Source organism: Pseudomonas sp. HR96 (assembly GCF_034059295.1).
Classification (GTDB): Bacteria; Pseudomonadota; Gammaproteobacteria; order Pseudomonadales; family Pseudomonadaceae; genus Aquipseudomonas.
The window spans coordinates 3,843,350-3,865,929 of record NZ_CP139141.1 but is presented as its reverse complement, the minus strand read 5'-3'; the positions used below and the strand labels follow the sequence as shown (position 1 = coordinate 3,865,929).

The window sequence follows — 22,580 nt, the reverse complement described above, 5'->3', positions numbered from 1 at the left end:
AACGAGGTAGAACATGCTCAAACCCATTCTGCTGGTCGAGGACAATCCCCACGACCTGGAGCTCACCCTGGTTGCATTGGAGCGCAGCCAGCTGGCCAACGAAGTGATCGTGCTGCGCGACGGCGCCGAGGCGCTGGACTACCTGTTCAAGCGTGGCGACTACCTTGGTCGCGCCGAGGGCAACCCGGCCGTCATGCTGCTGGACCTCAAGCTGCCGCGCGTCGACGGCCTGGAAGTGCTCAAGGCCGTGCGCGAGGACGACGCCTTGCGCAGCATTCCCATCGTCATGCTCACCTCCTCGCGGGAAGAACCCGATCTCAATCGCGCCTATGAACTTGGAGTGAACGCTTACGTGGTCAAGCCGGTCGAATTCAAGGAGTTCGTCTCGGCCATTTCCGACCTGGGGATATTCTGGGCGGTGCTCAACGAGCCACCACCCGGCTCCCTGCGGATCGTGCGCAAGCCGAGCGCTTGATTTCCGACCAGCTGCGGCTGTATTTCTCCTGCAAGTGAACATTTATGCCTTCCAAGCCTTTGAAACTCCTGCTCATCGAAGACAGCGCGCGCGATGCCGAACTGGCTTTGTTGACCTTGGAACGGCACGGCCTGCTGATCGAGCCCACCTTGGTGTTCAACCATCAGGGGGCTGAACAGGCGCTGACTGCCAAGCATTTCGACCTGATTCTGTGCGATTTCCTGCTACCCGGCTCTTCCGGGCCGCAGGTGCTGCACATCGCCCGCCGCGAGTGCCCGCATGTGCCGTTCATCTTCCTGTCGGGCATTTTCGGCGAAGAGCAGGCCGTGGAGATGATGCGCCTGGGCGCGGTGGACTACGTGCTCAAGCAGAACCTAGCACTGTTGCCCAAGGCCGTGCAGCGCGCCATGGACGAGGTCGAGGAGCGGCGTCAGCGCCGCCGCGCCGAAGAGTCGCTGATGGATGTCGAGGTGCGTGCGCGCCTGGCGATCGATGCGGCGCAGATGGGCATGTGGGATTTCGACCCGCAAACCGGCCGCTTGAACTGGGACGAGCGCTGCAAGAGCTTCTACGGCATGACCGGCGACGATGTCGTCGACCTGCCGGGTTTCTTCAAGCACTGCCACCAGGACGACCGTGCGGAAGTGGAGCGGCGCGTGCAACTGGCCATGTCCGCCGCCCACGACAACGATTATCACGCCGAATTTCGCGTGGTGCTGCCCGAGGGGCGGCAGCGCTGGCTGTCGAGCAGCGGCCGGGCGTTTTTCGAGGATGGCCGCTGCGTGCGCTTCACCGGCGTGTTGCAGGATGTCAGCGAGCAGAAGGCAGCCACCCAGGCCCTGCAACGCCTGAACGACCTGCTTGGCGAACGGGTCGAGTTGCGCACCCGCGAGCGCGATCGAACCTGGGAGTTGTCGCGCGAGCTGCTGGGCGTGATGCAGTTCGACATGACCCCCACCGCGCTCAACCCGGCCTGGGAGCACACCCTGGGCTGGTCGCGCGAGGCGCTGGGGCGCATGCAGCTGCGCAGCCTGGTGCACCCCGAGGACCTCGACGCCACCTTGCGCGAGACCGAGAGCATCGCCAGCGGCAATGTTTCCACGCGCTTCGTCAACCGCATGCGCCATGCCAACGGTGACTACCGTTGGTTGTCCTGGACCATTGTCCCCGACCAGGGGCTGATGTATGCCGCGGTGCGCGACATCACCGGCGAGCGCGCCGTGGTCGACGAACTGGCGGCCACCAACCAGCGCCTGCGCGAGCAGATCGCCGAGCGCCAGCGGATCGAGGCCACCCTGCAGCAAATGCAGCGCCTCGAGGCCGTGGGCCAGCTGACCGCAGGGGTTGCCCACGACTTCAACAACCTGTTGACGGTGATTCTCACCAGCGCCAGCTTCGTGGTGCGCGACATCGAGAAGAACCGTTTCGAAAAGACCCGCAGCCGCCTGCAGAACATCACCGAGGCCGGTGAGCGCGGGGCCAAGCTGACCGGCCAGCTGCTGTCGTTCTCCCGGCGCCAGCGTCTGGAGCCGGTCTCGGTCAACCTCAACGACACCGTGCTGGGCATGATCGAGCTGCTGCAGCGCACGCTGGGCGGCGGCATATGGATAGAGACCGACACTGCGGGCGATCTGTGGGACGCGCTGGTCGACCCGACGCAAACCGAGATGATCCTGCTCAACCTGGCCATCAACGCCCGGGATGCCATGCCTAATGGCGGTACCCTCTGCCTGGGCACCGCCAACGAGCGCATCACCCGCGCCCCGCTGCGCCCACAGGACCCGGAACCCGGCGATTACGTGGTGCTGTCGATCCGCGACTCGGGCAGCGGCATGAGCGCCGAGGTGCTGGCCAAGGCCTTCGAGCCATTCTTCACCACCAAGGGCGTGGGTAAAGGCTCGGGGCTGGGCCTGGCACAGGTGTTTGGCTTCGCCAAACAGTCCGGCGGTGGCGTCGCTATCAGCACCGAACCTGGCCAGGGCACCACAGTGAAGGTCTACCTGCCGCGTATCGGCGAGCAGCAGTTGCTGACGCCGGCCAAGGCTGAAGTGCTGGCGCGACCGCTGGGCGATGGCGAACAGAAAGCCATTCTGTTGGTCGACGACGATCCGCAGGTGCGTCAAGTCACCGCTGCCTTGCTGGATGCCTATGGTTATCAGGTGGTCGAGGCGGGGAGTGGCGATCAGGCACTGGGCAAGTTGAACGATGAAATCGACTTGCTCTTGACCGACTTTGCCATGCCTGGAATGAACGGTGCCGAGTTGGCCCGGCGAGTGCGCCAGGTGCGTCCGCAGTTACCGATTCTGTTTATTACCGGTTATGCCGACTTGAGTATTCTGGATGCCGAAGACCAGTTCATCGTGCAAAAGCCGTTTCGCGACGACGAACTGGCGGCAAAACTGCATAACGCCTTGAGCCACGGTGCCGCGCTTCATGCGACGGTGCACACCCAGTGATGATCCACCCGATACGGGGCCCGGATGAAATGAACTTCGGTAAATAAGACTTTACCTTGTTTGCGCAGTTTTGCAGTGAGTTGCGACAGGGTATCGGCTTCAATGGTCATGGTAAGTTCCTCGTTAGCTAAACAGCGGGTCACGTTAACGCCTTGTCATGTTAACGGCTGGCGTTTCAATAACTGTAGAAAACTGCCTTACATAGTTCTTGACCCTGGTGCATTTGCGCTAATTCAAATTTTTTGAGCGCGTCATTGACCGGTCGTCGGACGGCCATTGCTGGTTCAACGATGCTGCTTGCGCGAACTCAGCTCGATCCAGGTCGGCGCATGGTCGCTGGCGTGTTCTTCGTTGCGCACCCAGGCGTCGACGCCGGCATTGAGCAGGTACGGCTTGAGCGCCGGGTTGAGCAGCAGATGATCGATGCGCAGGCCGGAGTTCTTCTGCCAGTGCTGGCGGAAATAATCCCAGAAGGTGTAGATCCGCTCTTGCGGGTACAGCTCGCGCAGCGAATCGGTCCAACCCTGGGCCAGCAGCCGCGCGTAGCATTCACGGCTCTCGGGCTGCAGCAGAGCGTCCTTGAGCCAGGAGCGTGGGTTGTAGATGTCCTCATCGGTCGGCACCACGTTGAAGTCGCCGGCCAGCACCACTGGGTGCTCGCTCTCCTGCAGCGCCGCCGCGTGGCGGATCAGGCGCTCGAACCAGGCCAGCTTGTACTCGAACTTGGGCCCGGGCTGCGGATTGCCATTGGGGAGGTACAGGCAACCCACCACCACCCCGTGCACGGCTGCTTCGAGATAGCGGCTATGCTTGTCCCCAGGGTCACCGGGCAGGCCGCGGCGGCTTTCCAGGGGCTCGGCGTCGCGAGCCAGTATCGCCACCCCGTTCCATGACGCCTGGCCCTGCCACAGTGCGCCATAACCGGCAGCCTTGAGCTCTTGGGCGGGAAACGCCGAGTCGATGGCCTTGAGCTCTTGCAGGCAGGCGATGTCCGGCTTTTCCCGGTCGAGCCAGGCCAGCAGGTTGGGCAACCGGGCGCGGATGCCATTGACGTTGAAGGTGGCGATCTTGAGCTTTTTCATGGGCGCAGGTCACAGCAGTGGAGATACCAGCTGTGACCTGCGCGCAGGGCGTCCGTTACCGGGCGGATTCGCGTCGGGCGATTGCCGGGGGGCGGTGAACCTCGCCGGCCTGGACGGGTCGATGTAGAGAGATTCAAAAACTAGAATAATCGCTGAAGAGGGATATCGAGATGGCTGACCATGGCTTTGAAGATCACCGCTCCGTGACACCGTTGCGTGACGACGCACCGATCAGGCAGACGCTGGACAACGGCGCACGCATAGAGGTGTGGGCCGAACAGCAAGGAGAGAAGAAAATCGTCGTGCTGCTTCACGTGCATGGGCCCGATGGCGCCTTGTTCAAGGAAGAGCGCATTACCGTGGAGGATGGCAGTACAGTCAAGAAAGCTCGTGACCACGGTGCCGACCGGGCCAAGCGTATCGCGGGTGGAGCGTTCGGCGCTCCCAACGACAATCACCACCAGGCGACGCCGATCTAGCCAGGCGGCCGGTTCGAACGTGGCACCCCGCGGGCGCTGACCCAACGTCAGCCGCCCGCCCGAGCGTTTATTGGTCCTTGTGGTCCTTCTCTGGAGCAGGACTGCCGGCCTGGATGCGCTTGAAAATCTCTTCGCGGTGAACCTGCACGTCTTTCGGCGCATCGATGCCGATGCGAACCTGCATCCCCTTGACGCCGAGGATGGTGACCTTGATGTCGTCATTGATGACGATGCTTTCGCCTACCTTGCGGGTGAGTATCAGCATTAACGGCTCCTTGATTCCTTTGCTTGTTGATTCCAGTGAGTATTTGCCCCGCTGCGTCTTACAAGAGACGCGAGTTAGCGGATTTAATTCCCTGTATTGCCAGGCGACCACAGACGGCCTGTCAGCGACACGGTGGGTGCAGGTGCTGCCAGTATGGCTTGGATCGTGCTACGGCGCCTACGACTTGTGCCTGTCAAAAAATTCATCGGCCTGATAGCGGGCTTCTTTAGTCGTCCGCCCGCTACGGCCGCAGCAAACCCGCGGGCTAGAACGTCACGCCCTGGCTGCGCAGGTAGTCGTCGTAGGTACCGCTGAAGTCGATCACGCCGTCGGCGCTCAGCTCGATGATGCGGGTAGCCAGCGACGACACGAACTCGCGGTCGTGGCTGACGAAGATCAGCGTGCCTGGGTAGTTTTCCAGGGCCAGGTTCAGCGCCTCGATGGATTCCATGTCCAGGTGGTTGGTCGGCTCATCCATGATCAGCACGTTGGGCTTTTGCAGGATCAGCTTGCCGAACAGCATGCGGCCCTGTTCGCCACCGGAAATGACCTTGACCGACTTGAGGATCTCGTCGTTGGAGAACAGCATGCGCCCCAGGGTGCCGCGGATCACTTGCTCGCCCTGAGTCCACTGGCCCATCCAGTCGAACAGGGTGACGTCATCTTCGAAATCATGGGCGTGGTCCTGGGCGTAGTAGCCCAGCTCGGCGCTTTCGGTCCATTTCACGCTGCCGGCGTCTGGGGTCAGTTCGTTGACCAGGGTGCGCAGCAGGGTCGTCTTGCCGATGCCGTTGGGGCCAATGATGGCCACGCGTTCGCCGGCCTCGACCACGAAGCTGAAGTCCTTGAACAGAATGGTCCCGTCGAAGCCCTTGGCCATGCGCTCCACGGTGACCGCCTGGCGATGCAGCTTCTTGGTCTGCTCGAAGCGGATGAACGGGCTGACACGGCTCGAAGGCTTGACCTCGGCCAGCTGGATCTTGTCGATCTGCTTGGCCCGCGACGTCGCCTGCTTGGCCTTGGAGGCGTTGGCCGAGAAGCGGCTGACGAAGGATTGCAGTTCGGAAATCTGCGCCTTCTTCTTGGCGTTGTCCGACAGCAGCTGCTCGCGCGACTGCGTGGCCGCCGTCATGTACTCGTCGTAGTTGCCTGGGAACAGGCGCAGTTCGCCGTAGTCCAGGTCGGCCATGTGCGTGCACACGCTGTTGAGGAAGTGACGGTCGTGGGAAATGATGATCATTGTGCTGTTGCGCTGGGTCAGGATGTTTTCCAGCCAGCGGATGGTGTTGATGTCCAGGTGGTTGGTCGGCTCGTCGAGCAGCAACACTTCCGGGTTGGAGAACAACGCCTGGGCCAGCAGCACGCGCAGCTTCCAGCCGGGCGAGACTTCGCTCATCGGCCCGAAATGCTGTTCGATACCGATACCCAGGCCCAGCAGCAGCTCGCCGGCGCGGGATTCGGCGGTGTAGCCGTCCATTTCGGCAAATTCGGTTTCGAGTTCGGCCACAGCCATGCCGTCTTCTTCGCTCATCTCTGCCAGCGAGTAGATACGATCGCGCTCGGCCTTGACCCGCCACAGTTCCTCGTGACCCATGATCACGGTGTCGATCACGCTGAACTCTTCGTAGGCGAACTGATCCTGGCGCAGTTTACCCAGGCGCACGTTGGGTTCGAGCATGACCTGGCCGGAGGTCGGTTCGAGATCGCCACCCAGGATCTTCATGAAAGTCGACTTGCCGCAGCCGTTCGCGCCGATCAGGCCGTAGCGGTTGCCGTTGTTGAACTTGACCGAGACGTTCTCGAACAGCGGCTTGGCGCCAAACTGCATGGTGATATTAGCGGTGGAGATCAAAGGGCTTACCTATCAATAACGTAGAGACTGCTGGCGGTGGCGTAGAGGTCGTGCAGGACCCGTCGGCGATTTTTCCAGTTCGCACCCATCGGCGCTTGGGATGATCCATCGTGCATAAGACGTCAGCAACGTTTGGACGCAAGGGCCAGGCTGCTGGGCGAAGAAAGGCGGGATTCAAACCGGACATTGCGCGCATTGTCGCATAGGTGTGACGGCAGGTGTATGGCCTCTATCGTTGATGTGATCCACGGCGGCCCAGCAGGGCCGGGCCGCCGCGACGATCGGACGCGGTGGTTTTGTCTGAAAATCAGTGAGCGGCATCTTGCCCTTTGCGCTGCGGTCAGGTGCCAGCGCCGCCCCTCGCCACACTGGCGTACCCCGCACTGGCCGCCAGCGCGGCGGCGGCGAACAGCCCAAGGATCGCGCCATTGACCCCCAGGGTTGCCTGCAGGGCCAGCAGCAGGCCCACCGCTGCGGTGCCGCTCATCTGCCCGAAGGTGCGCGTCACGGCCCTCAAGCCGCCCACGGCGCCGCTGCGGTTGGCCGGCGCGGCGGCAATGATCAGGTAATTGTTGGGTGCCTGGAACATGCCGAACCCTGCGCCGCAGATCGCCAGTGGCACGGCGAGCAGGGCCGGGGTGGCCGGCAGCCAGCCGCTAGCGATGCTCAAAAGGCCTGCCGCCAAGGCGAACAGGCCGGCGCCGCAGACGTGGCTGATCGGCAGGCGTTGGGTCAGGCGTGCCGCCACCGGCGCGGCAAGGGCCAGGGAGAACGGCCAGGCGGTCATCACCAGCGCCGACTCGGCCAGGGAGAAGCCCAGGCCGTGTTGCAGGTAGAAGGGCAGGGCGACGAAGGCGGCGCCCTGGGCTGCGAACGAGGCGTAGGAGGTGAGGATGGTCAATCCATAGTGGCGCTGGCCGAGCAGGTCCAGCGGCAGCATGGGCACGGCGCTGCGCCGCTCGCGGCGAACGAAGGCATAGCCGAGCAGGACGGCCAGCGCCAGCACCCCGGCACCTTGCAGCGGCGCCACGTCGATTCGCCCGGAGCCCAGCACCAGGGCGATGAAAAACGCCGCACTGAGCACAAAACTGCGCAGATCGATCACCCGCAAGGCCGCCAGCCACTCGCGGCCCTGGCCACGGCCCAGGCTCAGTTGCACCGGGTTGGCTGGCAGCGCCCAATTGCCCACCAGCAGCGCCAGCGCGCCCAAGGGCACGTTGACCCAGAACAGCCAGTGCCAGCTGCCCTGCTCGAGAATCAGCGCGGCGATGCTTGGGCCGGCTGCCAGCGACACGGCCACCACCGTGGCATTGGCGCCAATGGCGCGGGCCATGCGTGCGCGCGGGTAGACCACGCGGATCAGTGAAGTGGTGCTGCACATCATGGCCGCCGCCCCCAGGCCCTGTACGCCGCGCCAGGCCTGCAGCGAGAAGAAGCTGGTGGCGAAGCCGCAGCCCAGCGAGGCGACGGTGAACATGCCGAACCCCCACAGGTAGGTGCGCTTGTAGCCGATGCGGTCGGAAAGGCTGGAGAGCGGCAGCAGAAACACCAGCATCACCAGCATGTACAGGGTTACCACCCACACCGCCGTCGCCGAATCGACCTGCAGGTCACGGGTCAAGGTCGGCAGGGCATTCTGCAGGATGACCATGTCGAGGTTGGCGCAGATCATGCCGATGTAGATGGAAATGGCCGCGAACAGCAGGCGTGTACCGCTCAGGCCGTCGACCGGGGTGGTTGGGGTTTTCAGGGCTTCATTCATTTAACGGTCGGCTCGACCGCCAGCACGGTGCCATCCGAGGAGTGCAACTGCACGTACTTGTCGCCGATCTGCACCCATTTGGCTCCTGCTGCCGGCGCCTTGAGCCCGGCTTCGTCCATCTGCTTCTGGGTCAGGCCCGTGCCGTTATAGCGGGCCGGGGCCTGGGTGCCGACGCGTGGGTTGTACACGCCATCGATGGTGGCGGAGGCGGCCTGGGCCTGGCCAGTGAGCAGCAGAGCGCCGAGCAAGGTGGCGCCGAAGAGGGTACGAGCAGACATGATGCGCTCCGAAAACAGGGTGGGAGGCGAGGTGAAGCAGCCGTCGGGCTGCTCTGGATCATACTCTCAATGATAAATGGCACGCTGGCGCCATGGCGAGCTCCAATCCTTTACCTGCCATTGACTGGAGCCAGTGCCATGACCTCATATTCGCCCGTTGCTGCGGCCGCCGACCTGCCGGACCCGCTCGATCGCTCGCAGACCCCGCTGGACCCCGCCCGCCCTGGAGACGAGGACGAGGCGCCGCTGCCGCTGGACCAGGACCCCGAGCTGGACCCTGACACCGTGCGCCGTGAAACCGGCGACGATGACATCAGCCCCGACGACCCCGCCTAGGCGTCGTCCGGGCGCTTGCCCGGCTGCTGCGCGCAATCGAGCTTGATCCAGTCCGGGCAGCGTTCGGAGCGGTAGGGGCTGCCGACGCGCTTGGCGATCAGGCCTTCGATGTGCAGCATGCCGGCGCACTCCAGGATGTCCTCGGCCTGCCGCGAGGCAAAGGCTGCGGAAAACTTCAGGCAGGCCGGCGACCCATGCCCGAGCAGTTGCGCCAGCTGGGCGCGGCGTTCCTCCAGCGGCCGCTCGCGCAGGTCGCTGCAGCGGTAGAACGGCAGGTCGAACAGATAATATTGCAGTGCGCCGGTGTCGCCGCTTTCCAGCGCCGCCTGCAGCGCCAGAAAGTCCGGCACGCCCTCGTCACCAATGGCAACCAATTCACCGTCCAGCCAAGTATTTTCCAGTTCCAGGCTGGCCACGGCGTCGACCTGCACGGGCAAGCGCTCGGTCCAGTCTTCGCCGTTGCGGTAGAACATGCGCACTTCACCCTCTACCACCCGGGTGAGCAGGCGATGGCCGTGGTATTTGATTTCATACACCCAGTCGCCCGACGGCGCCTGCTGTTGCGGCGTCGCCAGGGGCGGGGCCAGTTGCTCGGGTAGGGCATTCAACAGTTTTGCTTCGATGTCCGGCATGATCAATGTCCCCGGTCACGCACTCAGGAAGCCTTGCGAGGTTTGCGCGCCGGCTTGGCCTCGGGTTTGTCCTGGGCCTTGGCGGCAGGCGTTTTGCGGCGAGGGGCCTTGGCCGGCTTGTCGGCAGCGGGCTCGGCCTTGGCGGCTGGCCGGGCCGGTGCCTTGCCGCCCAGACTGCGCTTGAGCAGCTCGGTAAGGTCGATGACATCGGCGGTCTTGCGCTGATCCTTGCCCACCTCGGTTTCGACGTCTTCGATCTTGCCCTCATTGGCCTTCTTGTCCACCAGCTGCATGATCTTCTCCTCGAACTGATCGACGTATTCTTCAGGCGACCATTGCCCGCTCATGTCTTCCACCAGGCGCTTGGCCATTTCCAACTCGCGCTTGTCCAGCTTGGGCTTGGCCACTTCGCTGCCGAGCTCGAGAATGTCCAGCCCGCGCACTTCGGCCGGCCAGCGCAGCTTGACCAGCACCAGCGCCGACTCCAGCGGCATCAGGGCTGCCAGGTACTGGCGGGTATGCAGGACGACGCGCGCCAGGGCGACCTTGCCGGTGTTTTCCAGGGTCTCGCGTAACAGAGCATAGACCTTCTCGCCGCGCCTGTCGGGCGCCAGGTAGTAGGGAGTATCGATGTTCGGCAGGGGGATCTGGTCGCTGTCGACGAAGGAGAAAATCTCGATGGTCTGGGTCGATAGCGGATGCGCCTCGCGGATCTCCTCTTCGCTGAGCACCACGTAGCGGCCTTTCTCGAACTCCACGCCCTTGACGATATTGTCCTTGTCGATTTCCTTGCCGGTGGCCTTGTTGATGCGCTTGTACCCCACCGGGTCCATGCTGCGTTTGTCCAGCCAGTCGAAGTCGACACCCTTGGAAGAAGTGGCCGAGACCAGGGCCACGGGGATGTGCACCAGACCGAAGCTTATTGCGCCTTTCCAGATCGAGCGAGCCATTGCCATTCCTTGCCTGAACCCTGTGTTGCGGAAGACCTTGGCAGGCGCGGCAAAGTTTCCAGCGGCTCATCGGATGGCGTCGCCGGGCCAGAGCGTGCACCGGCATAATGCAAAGTGCATGGCCGCCGCCCGACGATCAGGCGTTCTGCACGAAGGCGTGCGGCCAGCATTGGCGTAAGTCCTTGATTGCGCAGGGTGCGACCGTTTGTCGCCGTAGGCATGAAAGCTGCTCCATCTTGGCGAGACGGGTTCGATCGATCCGGCGCCACACGAAAAGAAGTCAAGGAGAAGTTTTTATGCTGTCCACCCTGGAACTGCGCAACATTATCGAGAGCAGCTTTCTGCCAGTGCGCTGCCAATGCACCCAGGCCGAGGACCGGTCGCTGACGGTGCGTGTCTTCGATCGATCGTCAAAGCGTGTCGACCTGACCGTTACCGGTATCAAGGGCGACCAACTGACCAGCAGCCGGGCCATTTCCAACCTGATCGCCGGCCTGCGCGCCGACCTCAAGAACAGCCATCAGGTACAGGCGCGTCGAGCCAACGACAGCCTCTGAGGCGGCTCGCCCAAACCCACTGGCCGGTTGCCCGGCCCGTGGGTTTTTTCATGCCTGCGACAAATGCCCGCCGCGCTGTCGTTTACCTTTGCAAGTTGCTGCGCGATCCGGAATGATAGGCACCTTACCAAGTCCTGCCCGTACCGTTTCAACGCCGTCGGCCTGCAAGCGTCTGGCAATATCAGTATTGGAGAGTTTCATGAGTCAGCACAGCATCAACTGGGAGACGTTGGGTTTCGATTACATCAAGACCGACAAGCGCTACCTGGCCCATTGGCGCGACGGCGCCTGGCAGGAAGGCACCTTGACGTCCGACAACCAGTTGCACATCAGCGAAGGCTCGACCGCTCTGCACTACGGCCAGCAATGTTTCGAAGGCCTCAAGGCCTATCGCTGCAAGGACGGCTCGATCAACCTGTTCCGCCCCGACCAGAACGCCCAGCGCATGGCCCGCAGCTGCGGCCGCCTGCTGATGCCGCCGGTGCCGACCGAGATGTTCATCGAGGCCTGCAAGCAGGTGGTCCGCGCCAACGAACATTTCATCCCGCCTTACGGCACCGGCGGCGCGCTGTACCTGCGCCCCTTCGTCATTGGCGTGGGTGACAACATCGGCGTGCGTACTGCTCCCGAGTTCATCTTCTCGGTGTTCTGCATCCCGGTCGGTGCCTACTTCAAGGGTGGCATGAAGCCCAACAATTTCGTCATCTCCGATTATGACCGCGCCGCGCCCAACGGCACCGGTGCGGCCAAGGTCGGCGGCAACTACGCCGCCAGCCTGATGCCGGGTGCCGAAGCCAAGAAGCGCAGCTTTGCCGACTGCATCTACCTGGACCCGCAGACCCACAGCAAGATCGAAGAGGTCGGCTCGGCCAATTTCTTCGCCATCACCGCTGACGGCGAGTTCGTCACGCCCAGGTCGCCATCGGTGCTGCCAGGCATCACCCGCCTGTCGCTGATCGAACTGGCGCAAAGCCGCCTGGGCCTCAAGGTGGTCGAAGGCGACGTACACATCGACCAGCTGGACCGCTTCCTCGAGGCCGGCGCCTGCGGTACCGCAGCGGTGATCACGCCGATCGGCGGCATCGAATACCAGGGCAAGCTGCACGTCTTCCACAGCGAGACCGAAGTCGGTCCGGTGACCCGCAAGCTCTACAACGAGCTGACCGGCGTGCAGTCGGGCGACGTCGAAGCGCCGGCAGGCTGGATCGTCAAGGTCTGAGTCAACGCCCAGGGCTGTCATGCGTGGGACCGTTCGGGCGGGTGATGGCATAATGCCGGCGCCCGGCCTGACCGGTCCCATCGTCATATCTTCGCTTTCCCTTTTCTTCATGAGTTCCGCGCATGCCTGATCGCGCCCCACACGACCCCGAGCTGGATCGCGCACTCTCGCAGTTGCTCGACGCTCAGGTCGCCCGTGGTCGCTACGCCAACGCTACTGAAGCCTTGCAGGCCAGCCTGCAGCTGCTCGGTGCGCGCGCGCCGGTGGTGGACGAGGGCTTGCGCGTGCTGGCGGCGTCGCTCGAACAGCAGGTCGAAGAGCGCACCCGCGAGCGCGACCGGGTCTGGGAGCTCAGCCACGACCTGCTGGGCGTGGCCGACGACCAAGGCATCTGGCTGAGCGTCAATCCTTCCTGGCAACGAGTGCTGGGCTGGCCGGTGGAGCAGATCCAGGGGCGTTCGTCGTACTGGCTGGTGCACCCGGTCGATCGCGATGCCACCACCGAGCGGCTCGAACGGCTGGCCAGCGGGGCGACGATACAGGGCATGGAGACGCGCATGCTCACCGCGCAGGGCAGCTACCGCCTGCTCAGCTGGACCATTGTGCCCGCCGACGCGCGTCGCTACTGCGTGGCCCGCGACATCACCGAGGAGCGGGCGCGGGAGATGGCCCTGCACGACTCCATGGACTTTGCCCGCCTGGCGCTCTCGGCGGTGCGTGGGGTCGGGGTGTGGACGTATGAAGTGCATGAAGACTGCTTCTACTGCGATGCGGCCATCGCCGACGTCTACGGCATCGATCCGGGGCAGGCGGCGGTGGGTATCAAGCGCCTGGACTTCCTCGCCAACGTGCACCCCGATGACCTCGCGGCCCTGCGCAGCACCATGGCGGGCGGCCTGGTCAACAGCGGTGACCTGGAACTCGAATATCGCATTCGCCACCCCGACGGCTCGGTGCGCTGGGTGCTGTCGCGAGGGCACACCTACTTCGATGCCGACGGGCGCCCGGTGCGGCGTACCGGGGTTGGCGTCGACATGACCCGCCAGCGTCTGCTGGAACAGCAGCTGCGCCAGAGCCAGAAGATGGAAGCAGTGGGACAACTGACCGGCGGCCTGGCGCATGACTTCAACAACCTGCTGGCGGGCATCAGCGGCAGCCTGGAAATGCTCAAGCTGCGCGTCTCCCAGGGCCGGGTCGGCGAGCTGGAGCGGTACCTGGATGCGGCCTACGGTGCGGCGCGGCGGGCGGCGGCGCTGACTCACCGCCTGCTGGCGTTTTCCCGGCGCCAGCCGCTGGACCCCAGCCCGACCGAAGTCAATCGCCTGATCGTCGGGATGGAGGAGCTGGTGCGCCGGACCATCGGGCCGTCGATCGACTTGCGCGTCGAGGTCGATCCACAGCTGTGGATCACCCAGGTCGACCCCAACCAGCTGGAAAACGCGCTGCTCAACCTGTGCATCAATGCCCGCGACGCCATGGCCAACGGCGGCAGCATGGTCATCGCCACCGCCAACCGCGAGCTGGACAAGGCCGCTGCGGCGGCGCTGGAATTGCCCGCCGGGCAATACCTGGTACTGAGTGTGACCGACGACGGCATGGGCATGAGCGCCGACGTGATCGCCCACGCGTTCGATCCTTTCTTCACCACCAAGCCCCTGGGCGCCGGTACCGGCCTGGGCCTGTCGATGATCTACGGCTTCGTGCGCCAGTCCGGCGGGCAGGTGGATATCCAGTCGCAGGTCGGCATCGGCAGCACCTTGAGCCTGTATCTGCCACGGCACCATGGCGTCGGCCTGATCGCCGCCGAGCACGGCGAGCCGCCGACCCTGGCGCGCGCACAGGCCGGGGAGACGGTGCTGCTGATCGACGACGAGCCGACCGTGCGCATGCTGGTGCGCGAAGTGCTCGAGGACCTCGGCTATCGGGCGCTGGAGGCTGTGGATGGCGCCGGTGGCCTGGAGATCCTGCAGTCGAGCGTGCACATCGACCTGCTGATCACCGACGTCGGCCTGCCGGGTGGCATCAATGGCCGTCAAGTCGCCGATGCCGGCCGGTCACTGCGCCCGCAGTTGAAGATCCTGTTCATTACCGGCTATGCCGAGAACGCCGTGGTCGGGGACGGCAACCTGGAGCCGGGCATGCACCTGCTGACCAAGCCGTTCGCCATGGACGAGCTGGCCAGCCGCATCGAGCAGCTGATCGCCGAGGGCTGATTGCGGCGCGCACGGGAACGTTCCCGCGCGGCTCGCTTCGAATGCAGTGCCGCCCTCAGGCGGCGCTCATACTGGAGACGCTCATGACCCCCGAAACCGAAGGCAAGGAAGAGAAGGGCCCCAATGGCCTGCCGTTCGTCAATGACCCAGGCCGACTCAACGATCCGGGCAACGAAGACCCTGGCTCGCTGATGGACGACGCCACCGTTCCGCTGGACGAAGCCGAGCCCGACGACCCGGACATCGCCGGGGAGGATGGCTCGCAGCAGCCGGAGTGACTGTCGGTAGCGCCTAGCCGATCCAGCTGGGCTGGCGGCTGCATTTGCCTGGATTGGCAGGCAACCTGCCTGCCGTTAAACTGCGCACCTCATCCCACAAGGCGCGCTCCGTGCTGCTTGCATCCTTCTTCGGCCTGGCCATCGGCCTCATCCTCGGCCTCACCGGCGCCGGCGGCGGCATACTGGCGGTCCCGGCACTGGTGCTGGGCCTGGGTTGGCCCATGACCCAGGCGGCGCCGGTGGCGCTGATGGCAGTGGGTGCGTCGGCGGCCCTGGGCGCCGTCGATGGCTTGCGCCAGGGCCTGGTGCGCTACCGTGCGGCACTGTTGATGGCGCTGCTCGGCGGCGCATTCACCCCACTCGGCCTGTATTTCGCTCATCGCCTGCCTGAAGACCTGCTCATGGGCCTGTTCAGTCTGGTGTTGGTACTGGTCGCCATGCGCATGCACCGCCAGGCGCGCGGTGCTCAGGGAGTGGCCGCCGAACACGGCTGGCAACAAAAGAACTGCATGCTCGACGCCAGTACCGGTCGCCTGCGCTGGACCCTGCGCTGCGGCCTGACCCTGGCCGCCGTGGGCTCGTGCTGCGGCCTGCTCACCGGGTTGCTGGGCGTGGGCGGCGGCTTCCTGCTGGTGCCAGCTTTCCGCCAACTCACCGACATCCGCCTGCACGGTATCGTCGCCACCTCGCTGATGGTGATTGCCCTGGTTTCGCTGATGGCCATCGTCGGTGCCGTGCGCGCCGGGGTGGTGATACCGCCGGCCGGCGGCGTGTTCATCGTGGCCAGCGTTCTGGGCATGCTGGCCGGCCGCATTGCCGCACCCCATGTGCCGCCGCGTGCCCTGCAGAACGGCTTTGCCGGCCTGTGCCTGCTGGTGGCGGCCTACCTGCTGTGCAAGACCTTCGCCTGAGCCGGCTGCCCAGCGGCCTCGCCCGGGGCGCGCGCACTGCAGGTCGGTAACGCACGTTTCTGGGGCCTTCTCACCCACCCCGGTCTCTGTCATGCCGGCACTGCGCCTGGTGTGTGGCGCTATCTTCTTGATTTCTCGATGCATCCGCTGGAGCACTACAGCTCTGGCATGCTTTCTGCTGCCTATTCCGTTGTTACATACACTGGTCCGCTATAGCGGAATAATCTGACCCGGAGTGCTTGCCATGCATCGCGAACCTTCCCTGCGCCATACCTGGTTCAAAACCTGTGCCTGTCTATCGCTGGCGCTGGTCGCCACCGCAGCGGGCTTCAACGCCCAGGCCGAAGGCAAGCTGGACGCCGTGCTGGCACGCGGCAAATTGATCGTCGGCACCGGCAGCACCAATGCGCCGTGGCATTTTCAGGGCGCCGACGGAAAGCTGCAGGGGTTCGATATCGACATCGGCAAGATCGTCGCCAAGGGGCTGTTCAACGACCCAAGCAAGGTCGAGTTCGTGGTTCAGTCGTCCGACGCGCGCATCCCCAATCTGCTGACCGACAAGGTCGACATGACCTGCCAGTTCATCACCGTCACTGCGAGCCGCGCCCAGCAGGTCGCATTCACTCTGCCGTACTACCGCGAAGGGGTTGGCCTGTTGCTGCCGGAAAACAGCAAGTACAAGGAAATCGACGACCTCAAGGCTGCCGGCGATGGCCTGACCGTGGCCGTGCTGCAGAACGTCTATGCCGAGGAACTGGTGCACCAGGCGCTGCCCAAGGCCAAGGTTGACCAGTACGACAGCGTCGACCTGATGTACCAGGCAGTGAACTCCGGCCGCGCCGACGCGGCGGCCACCGACCAGTCCTCGGTTAAATACCTGATGGTGCAGAACCCCGGCCGCTATCGCAGCCCGGCCTACGCCTGGAGCCCGCAGACCTACGCCTGCGCGGTCAAGCGCGGCGACCAGGACTGGCTGAACTTCGTCAACACCACCTTGCACGAAGCCATGACCGGCGTGGAGTTCCCTACCTACGCGGCTTCGTTCAAGCAGTGGTTCGGCGTCGACCTGCCCACCCCGGCCATTGGTTTCCCTGTCGAATTCAAGTAACACAACCTGACCTGGGCGGCTGCGCAAGGGCCGCCCTGCGGTGCCGACCATGAACTATCAGTTGAATTTTGCCGCGGTATGGCGCGATTTCCCGACCTTGCTCAAGGGTCTCGGCCTGGGTTTGGAACTGGCGCTGGTGTCGATCGCCATTGGCTGCGTGATCGGCCTGTTGATGGCCTTCGCGCTGCTGTCCAAAAACCGGCTGCTGCGTCTGTTGGCGTCGGTGTACGTGACGCTGATCCGCAACACGCCGATCCTGGTGCTCATCCTGTTGATCTACTTCGCCTTGCCGAGCCTGGGTATCCGCCCTGACAAGGTCCCGTCATTTATCGTCACCCTGGCGCTGTACGCCGGAGCCTACCTGACCGAAGTCTTTCGCGGCGGGCTGCTGAGCATTCCCAAGGGTCTGCGCGAGGCGGGCCTGGCCATCGGCCTGGGCGAGTGGCAGGTCAAGGCCTATGTGACGGTACCGGTGATGCTGCGCAACGTGTTGCCGGCACTGTCCAACAACTTCATCTCGCTGTTCAAGGACACCTCGCTGGCAGCGGCCATCGCCGTGCCGGAGCTGACCTACTACGCGCGCAAGATCAATGTCGAGAGCTACCGGGTGATCGAGACTTGGCTGGTGACCACGGCGCTGTACGTCGCAACCTGTTACCTCATCGCCGTGCTGCTGCGCATGCTCGAGCAACGTCTGGCTCTTCGTCGATAGCGGTTCTTCAAGGAATTTGCCATGTATCAACCCCCCAGTTGGCTGCATGAGTTGTGGATCGCCCGCGAGGCGCTGTGGTCTGGCTTCCTCACCAGCGTGCAGTGCTCGGCGCTGGCGATTCTGTTCGGCACCGCGCTTGGCATCGTCGCCGGCCTGGCGCTGACCTACGGGCGTTTCTGGCTGCGCGCGCCGTTTCGCCTGTACGTCGACCTGATTCGCGGCACCCCGGTGTTCGTGCTGGTGCTGGCCTGCTTCTACATGGCCCCGGTGCTGGGCTGGCCGATCAGCGCGTTCCAGGCCGGCGCCCTGGGCCTGACCCTGTTCTGCGGCTCGCACGTCGCCGAGATCGTCCGGGGCGCCTTGCAGGCATTGCCACGCGGGCAGATGGAAGCGAGCCAGGCGATCGGCCTGACCTTCCGCCAAGCCCTGGCCTACGTGCTGCTGCCCCAGGCCCTGCGGCAGATCCTGCCGACCTGGGTCAACTCCTCGACCGAAATCGTCAAGGCCTCGACCCTGCTTTCGGTGATCGGGGTGGCCGAACTGCTGCTCAGCACCCAACAGGTGATTGCCCGCAACTTCATGACGCTGCAGTTCTATCTGTTCGCCGGTCTGCTGTTCTTCGTCATCAACTACGCCATCGAACTTCTCGGCCGGCACATTGAAAAACGGGTGGCCCTGCCATGACGCACACTTCATTCACGACTCAAGGCTCATCGCAGGCCTTGCTCGACATCCGCGGCCTGCACAAGCAATACGGCAAGCTGGAAGTGCTCAAGGGCGTGGACCTGACCCTGCAGCGCGGCAACGTGGTGACCTTGATCGGCTCCAGCGGCTCGGGCAAGACCACCTTGCTGCGCTGCGTGAATATGCTGGAAGAGTTCCAGGGCGGGCAGATCCTGCTCGACGGCCAGGCCATCGGCTACCACGAGGTGGCCGGCAAGCGCGTGCGCCACGCCGAGAAGACCATCGCCCGGCAGCGCGCCATGACCGGCATGGCCTTCCAGCAGTTCAACCTGTTCCCGCACCTCACTGCCTTGCAGAACGTCACCCTCGGCTTGCTCAAGGTGAAAAGGCTCGGCAGGGACGAAGCGGTGGCGCTGGCCGAGAAATGGCTGCAAAGGGTTGGCCTGCTGGAGCGGCGCAATCATTTTCCCGGGCAACTTTCCGGAGGCCAGCAGCAGCGGGTGGCGATCGCCAGGGCCATCGCGATGAACCCCAGCCTGATGCTGTTCGACGAGGTGACCTCGGCGCTCGACCCGGAGCTGGTTGGCGAGGTGCTCAGCGTCATCAAGGGCCTGGCCGAGGACGGCATGACCATGCTGCTGGTGACCCATGAGATGCGCTTCGCCTTCGAGGTGTCCGACCAGATTGTCTTCATGAACCAGGGACGTATCGAGGAGCAGGGGCCACCGAAGGCACTGTTCGAGCGGCCGCAGTCGCTACGCCTGGCTGAATTTCTGAAAAACACTCGCTTTTGAATTTTTTGCGCAACAACAGGGAGCATGACCCATGAGCATTACTCGTTACGGCACCGGCAGCACTGCAGGCGGTGGCCAGGCCCGACCTTTTGCCCGCGCGGTGGAGGCCGACGGCTGGTTGCATGTGTCCGGCCAGGTACCGGCGGTGGACGGTGAAATCATCGCCGGCGGCATCGTCGAACAGACCCATCAAGCCATGAGAAACCTCATCGCCATCCTTCACGAAGCCGGCTATGACCTGCAGGATGTGGTGCGTACCGGCGTCTGGCTGGACGACCCGCGCGACTTCTGGAGTTTCAACAAGGTCTTCGCCGAATACTTCAGCCCCGAGCACGCACCGGCCCGCGCCTGCGTGCAGGCCAGCATGATGGTCGACTGCAAGGTCGAGATCGACTGCATCGCCTACCGCAGGAAGGCCTGATAGATTGCTCGGCGTTGGCGTTTGCACGCACTTTCCACCGCCGCCTGGGACAGACACCTGACATGACCGAAGACAGCATCAAGCGCCGCGCCCGCGGGCTGGACCGGGCGTTCGACATCCTCGACCACCTCAAGGAGGTCGGCCAGCCACTGCGCCCCAACGAGATCGCCAGCGGCATCGGCAGCCCCAAGTCGACCGTCTACGAACTGGTCGCCTCGCTGCTGGAGCGGCGCATCCTGGAAAGCGTCGGCAGGGACGGCCACGTCTACCTCGGCCGCCAGCTGTATTTTCTCGGCCAGGCGCACCTGCGCCATTTCGACCTGACCCGCGAGGCCGACCATGCCCTGCAGGACATCGTCAGCCAGACCCACGAGACCGCGCAGATGTGTCTGCTCAACGGGCGCAAATACACGGTGGCGCTGATGCGCGAGGGCGAGCGGCACTTTCGCATTTCCTCGGACATCGGCGAGAACGCGCCGATCCCCTGGACCGCGTCCGGACGGCTGTTGCTGGCGCATCTGAGCGACCAGGCGATCATCGACCTGATCGACCCCGATGACTTCATCCTGCCCAACGGCCAGCGCCTGGCGCTCGACGTGTTCCTCGGCGAGATTCGCCAGGCGGCCATCGACGGCTTCTTTTCCTTCGACAGCGTCGCCGACACCTTCACCCACTGCTTCGCCGCACCGGTCAAGGACCCCTCGGGCGTGGCCATCGCCACGCTGTGCATCGTCGCCCCGCGCGCCGATGCGCGGACCCACTACAACGACTATCGCCGGGTGCTGATCGACAGCGCCAACGGGCTGGCCCGGCGCATCAACGACTAGGAGCGAGCATGTCCCACGACCATCCCCTGATCGACAAAGGCAGCGCCGCCATGGGTGCCGCGCTGGTCAGCGACGTCAGCCTGCCAGCCCTGGTGCTGCACCGCGCGGCGCTGGAACACAACATCCGCTGGATGCAGGACTTCGTCAGCGCCAGCGGCGCGCAACTGGCGCCCCACGGCAAGACCAGCATGACCCCGGCCCTGTTCGACCGCCAGCTGGCAGCGGGCGCCTGGGGCATTACCCTGGCAAGCGCCACCCAGACCCGCGCTGCCTATGCCCACGGCGTGCGCCGGGTGCTGATGGCCAACCAGCTGGTGGGTCAGCCGAACATGGCGCTGATCGCCGAGCTGCTGGGCGACCCGGCGTTCGAGTTCCATTGCATGGTCGACCACCCGGACAACGTCGCGGATCTTGGTGCCTACTTCGCCGCGCGCGGTCTGCGCCTGAACGTGATGATCGAATACGGCGTGGTTGGCGGCCGCTGCGGTTGCCGCAGCGAATCCCAGGTGCTGGCGCTGGCCGCCGCCATCGCGGCGCAACCGGCGCTGGCCCTCAGTGGCATCGAAGGCTACGAAGGGGTGATCCACGGCGAGCACGCCGAGGCCGGCATCCGCGCCTTCGCAGACTCGCTGGTACGCCTGGCTGTGCAGTTGCAGGACGCCGGCGCGTTCGCACAGGCCCAGCCGATCATCACCGCCTCGGGCTCGGCCTGGTACGACCTGATCGCCGAATCCTTCGCCGCCCATAACGCCCAGGGGCGGTTTCTCGGGGTGCTCCGGCCCGGCAGCTACATTGCCCACGACCACGGCATCTACCAGCAGGCGCAATGCGGCGTGCTCGCACGCCGCCACGACCTGCACGAAGGCCTGCGCCCGGCATTGGAAGTCTGGGCCCACGTGCAGTCGCTGCCCGAGCCGGGCCTGGCCGTGGTCGCCCTGGGCAAGCGCGACGTCGCCTATGACGCCGGCCTGCCGCTGGCGCTGCGCCGCTATCGGCCCGGCGTGCTGCCTGCCGAGGGCGACGACGTCAGCGCCTGCACGGTGACTGCGGTAATGGACCAGCATGCCTTCATGACCGTCGGCGCCGGCGTGCAGCTGCGGGTCGGCGACATCATCGCCTTCGGCACTTCGCACCCGTGCCTGGTGTTCGACAAGTGGCGGGTGGGATTGCTGGTGGATGACGAACTGCGGGTGGTGGAAGTAATGGAGACGTGTTTCTAGGTTTTCTGGCGGCCGGTGCGCTCGATGGGGGAAGGGCGAAGCCCCGAGAGGCCGCCAGGCCAGCTTGCCCTAATAGCACACCCGTTCAATCCCCGGCCGCTCTGCGCCGCCTATCCTGCCTGCCTCTTTGATCGTTCCAGGCATTGCGGAGGCAGGTATGCGCAACAGGTTCACCCGGTTATCGGTCGCACTCACTCTGGCCCTGGAAGTGGCGCTGGGCGGCGCGGTCCAGGCCAGCCCAGTGGTCGCCGTGGCCCCCCAGTACGACACCAGCCATGTGTACGTGGCGCCGGCCGATGTCGACCGGTTCGTGCAGAGCTTCCTCGCGACATTTGGCGGGCAGAGCACCCCACAGGTGGTGGTCAACGTGCTGCCGGTGCCCAGCAGCACCAGCTCGCAACTGCTGCAGACGCCCTATGGCACGGTGTCGCTGTTCGGTTTCCGCACGCCGGTGCCGCGCCCGTTCGGCGCCGAGCGCAACGGCTATCTGGTCACGGACCTGGATGCTGCGATAAAGGCCGCGCGGGCCAACGGCGCCGACGTGATCGTCCACGACTTCCCCGACCCGATCGGCCGCGACGTGGTGGTGCAGTGGCCGGGCGGGGTCAACCTGCAGCTGTACTGGCATACCGCGACGCCCAAATATGCGGCCTTCCAGAGCATTCCCGAGAATCGCGTCTACGTTTCGCAGGACCGCGCCGAGGCCTTCATCAAAGGCTTTCTCGGCTTCTCCCACGGTCGGATACTGGCCGACGACAAGCAGGCCGCAGGGCTTGAGATCGGTCAGCCGGGGGGGCGTTATCGGCACGTCAGCATCGAGTCGCCGTTCGGCCGCATGGCCGTGCTGGTCACCGACGGGCACCTGCCATACCCGTTCGGCATCGACACCACGGGCTATGAAGTCCCTGACCTGAGCACGACCCTGGCCAAGGCCACCGGCTCGGGCGCGACGGTACTGGTGGCGCCGTTCAGCAGCGGCGGGCGCAGTGCCGCACTGGTGCAGTTTCCCGGCGGCTACGTGGCGGAGATCCACCAGCTGCTGGCTGGCCAATGACAGGCGCGGGGTGGC

General features: G+C 64.6%; 25 protein-coding genes and 1 pseudogene. 17 read left to right on the top strand and 9 right to left on the bottom strand.

All coding sequences use genetic code 11. The annotated features are described in order from the left end of the window. Positions 1–13 precede the first annotated feature (13 nt). Both SFA35_RS17235 and SFA35_RS17230 read left to right on the top strand, forming a co-directional pair. Entirely contained in the window at positions 14–475 is a 462-nt protein-coding gene (locus SFA35_RS17235) for a response regulator (RefSeq protein WP_320571750.1), read from the top strand. 44 nt (positions 476–519) lie between these two features. Continuing rightward, entirely contained in the window at positions 520–2,931 is a 2,412-nt protein-coding gene (locus SFA35_RS17230; RefSeq protein WP_320571749.1) for a response regulator, read from the top strand. Here SFA35_RS17230 and SFA35_RS17225 read toward each other — a convergent pair. Next, entirely contained in the window at positions 2,907–3,041 is a 135-nt protein-coding gene (locus SFA35_RS17225) for a hypothetical protein (protein WP_320571748.1), read from the bottom strand. The genes SFA35_RS17230 and SFA35_RS17225 overlap by 25 nt on opposite strands. 174 nt (positions 3,042–3,215) lie before the next feature. Beyond that, the gene (xth, locus tag SFA35_RS17220; RefSeq protein WP_320571747.1) at positions 3,216–4,013 is read right to left on the bottom strand and encodes an exodeoxyribonuclease III; all 798 of its coding nucleotides are present in this window, start codon (positions 4,011–4,013) and stop codon (positions 3,216–3,218) included. A 170-nt stretch (positions 4,014–4,183) separates the two neighbouring features. Here xth and SFA35_RS17215 point away from each other — a divergent pair, with 170 nt between their 5' ends. After that, positions 4,184–4,492: a hypothetical protein gene (locus SFA35_RS17215; protein ID WP_320571746.1), complete on the top strand. Its 309-nt coding sequence runs from the start codon at positions 4,184–4,186 to the stop codon at positions 4,490–4,492. Between the two features lie 67 nt (positions 4,493–4,559). Here SFA35_RS17215 and csrA read toward each other — a convergent pair whose 3' ends face one another. The 4 genes from csrA to SFA35_RS17195 all read right to left on the bottom strand — a co-directional run bounded on the left by csrA (position 4,560) and on the right by SFA35_RS17195 (position 8,649). Then, entirely contained in the window at positions 4,560–4,757 is a 198-nt protein-coding gene (gene csrA / locus SFA35_RS17210) for a carbon storage regulator CsrA (RefSeq protein ID WP_320571745.1), read from the bottom strand. A gap of 265 nt (positions 4,758–5,022) precedes the next feature. Continuing rightward, complete coding sequence (locus SFA35_RS17205) at positions 5,023–6,609, bottom strand: ABC-F family ATPase (protein WP_320571744.1); 1,587 nt, start codon at positions 6,607–6,609, stop codon at positions 5,023–5,025. 340 nt (positions 6,610–6,949) lie between these two features. After that, complete coding sequence (locus SFA35_RS17200) at positions 6,950–8,371, bottom strand: MFS transporter (protein WP_320571743.1); 1,422 nt, start codon at positions 8,369–8,371, stop codon at positions 6,950–6,952. Next, on the bottom strand, positions 8,368–8,649 hold the full coding sequence (locus tag SFA35_RS17195) for an RcnB family protein (RefSeq protein WP_320571742.1): 282 nt from the start codon (positions 8,647–8,649) through the stop codon (positions 8,368–8,370). Before SFA35_RS17195 ends, SFA35_RS17200 begins: the two co-directional genes overlap by 4 nt. A gap of 138 nt (positions 8,650–8,787) precedes the next feature. Between SFA35_RS17195 and SFA35_RS17190 the strand changes: the two genes are divergently transcribed. Beyond that, a complete protein-coding gene (locus SFA35_RS17190; RefSeq protein WP_320571741.1) occupies positions 8,788–8,985 on the top strand; it encodes a hypothetical protein in 198 nt (65 codons plus the stop codon). Here SFA35_RS17190 and SFA35_RS17185 read toward each other — a convergent pair. Both SFA35_RS17185 and SFA35_RS17180 read right to left on the bottom strand, forming a co-directional pair. Continuing rightward, on the bottom strand, positions 8,982–9,617 hold the full coding sequence (locus SFA35_RS17185) for a hypothetical protein (protein ID WP_320571740.1): 636 nt from the start codon (positions 9,615–9,617) through the stop codon (positions 8,982–8,984). The two genes, SFA35_RS17190 and SFA35_RS17185, sit on opposite strands and share 4 nt — an antisense overlap. A gap of 23 nt (positions 9,618–9,640) precedes the next feature. Beyond that, entirely contained in the window at positions 9,641–10,567 is a 927-nt protein-coding gene (locus SFA35_RS17180; RefSeq protein WP_320571739.1) for a Ku protein, read from the bottom strand. A 296-nt stretch (positions 10,568–10,863) separates the two neighbouring features. Here SFA35_RS17180 and SFA35_RS17175 point away from each other — a divergent pair, with 296 nt between their 5' ends. The 6 genes from SFA35_RS17175 (at position 10,864) to SFA35_RS17150 (ending at position 16,853) form a co-directional block, all read left to right on the top strand. Then, positions 10,864–11,124, top strand: coding sequence for a DUF1652 domain-containing protein (locus tag SFA35_RS17175; RefSeq protein ID WP_320571738.1), 261 nt, complete (start codon positions 10,864–10,866; stop codon positions 11,122–11,124). Between the two features lie 199 nt (positions 11,125–11,323). Beyond that, entirely contained in the window at positions 11,324–12,343 is a 1,020-nt protein-coding gene (locus SFA35_RS17170) for a branched-chain amino acid aminotransferase (protein ID WP_320571737.1), read from the top strand. A gap of 122 nt (positions 12,344–12,465) precedes the next feature. Next, positions 12,466–14,556 (top strand): PAS domain-containing sensor histidine kinase, encoded by a 2,091-nt coding sequence (locus SFA35_RS17165; protein WP_320571736.1) that lies wholly within the window; start codon positions 12,466–12,468, stop codon positions 14,554–14,556. An 83-nt stretch (positions 14,557–14,639) separates the two neighbouring features. After that, positions 14,640–14,834, top strand: a complete 195-nt coding sequence (locus SFA35_RS17160) for a hypothetical protein (RefSeq protein ID WP_320571735.1) — start codon at positions 14,640–14,642, stop codon at positions 14,832–14,834. A 110-nt stretch (positions 14,835–14,944) separates the two neighbouring features. Beyond that, entirely contained in the window at positions 14,945–15,745 is an 801-nt protein-coding gene (locus tag SFA35_RS17155) for a sulfite exporter TauE/SafE family protein (protein WP_320571734.1), read from the top strand. 244 nt (positions 15,746–15,989) lie between these two features. Next, on the top strand, positions 15,990–16,853 hold the full coding sequence (locus SFA35_RS17150) for a transporter substrate-binding domain-containing protein (RefSeq protein WP_320571733.1): 864 nt from the start codon (positions 15,990–15,992) through the stop codon (positions 16,851–16,853). Here SFA35_RS17150 and SFA35_RS26790 read toward each other — a convergent pair. Then, positions 16,846–16,953, bottom strand: a pseudogene (locus SFA35_RS26790) (hypothetical protein); the annotation flags it as partial. The gene SFA35_RS17150 and the pseudogene SFA35_RS26790 overlap by 8 nt on opposite strands. On the opposite strand from SFA35_RS26790, the gene SFA35_RS17145 reads away from it, so the two are divergent. The 7 genes from SFA35_RS17145 to SFA35_RS17115 all read left to right on the top strand — a co-directional run bounded on the left by SFA35_RS17145 (position 16,903) and on the right by SFA35_RS17115 (position 22,565). Further along, positions 16,903–17,565, top strand: coding sequence for an amino acid ABC transporter permease (locus SFA35_RS17145; RefSeq protein WP_320571732.1), 663 nt, complete (start codon positions 16,903–16,905; stop codon positions 17,563–17,565). The pseudogene SFA35_RS26790 and the gene SFA35_RS17145 sit on opposite strands and share 51 nt — an antisense overlap. Positions 17,566–17,586: 21 nt before the next feature. Further along, the gene (locus SFA35_RS17140; protein WP_320571731.1) at positions 17,587–18,249 is read left to right on the top strand and encodes an amino acid ABC transporter permease; all 663 of its coding nucleotides are present in this window, start codon (positions 17,587–17,589) and stop codon (positions 18,247–18,249) included. Continuing rightward, the gene (locus tag SFA35_RS17135) at positions 18,246–19,043 is read left to right on the top strand and encodes an amino acid ABC transporter ATP-binding protein (protein ID WP_320571730.1); all 798 of its coding nucleotides are present in this window, start codon (positions 18,246–18,248) and stop codon (positions 19,041–19,043) included. The genes SFA35_RS17140 and SFA35_RS17135 overlap by 4 nt, the downstream gene beginning before the upstream one ends. A gap of 31 nt (positions 19,044–19,074) precedes the next feature. Beyond that, the gene (locus SFA35_RS17130; protein WP_320571729.1) at positions 19,075–19,464 is read left to right on the top strand and encodes a RidA family protein; all 390 of its coding nucleotides are present in this window, start codon (positions 19,075–19,077) and stop codon (positions 19,462–19,464) included. Positions 19,465–19,526: 62 nt separating this feature from the next. Further along, positions 19,527–20,291 carry an IclR family transcriptional regulator gene (locus tag SFA35_RS17125; protein ID WP_320571728.1) on the top strand — a complete coding sequence of 255 codons (765 nt, stop codon included), beginning with the start codon at positions 19,527–19,529 and terminating at the stop codon, positions 20,289–20,291. A gap of 8 nt (positions 20,292–20,299) precedes the next feature. Beyond that, positions 20,300–21,511 carry an amino acid deaminase gene (locus tag SFA35_RS17120; RefSeq protein ID WP_320571727.1) on the top strand — a complete coding sequence of 404 codons (1,212 nt, stop codon included), beginning with the start codon at positions 20,300–20,302 and terminating at the stop codon, positions 21,509–21,511. 157 nt (positions 21,512–21,668) lie between these two features. Continuing rightward, positions 21,669–22,565, top strand: coding sequence for a glyoxalase (locus tag SFA35_RS17115; protein WP_320571726.1), 897 nt, complete (start codon positions 21,669–21,671; stop codon positions 22,563–22,565). Positions 22,566–22,580 lie beyond the last annotated feature (15 nt).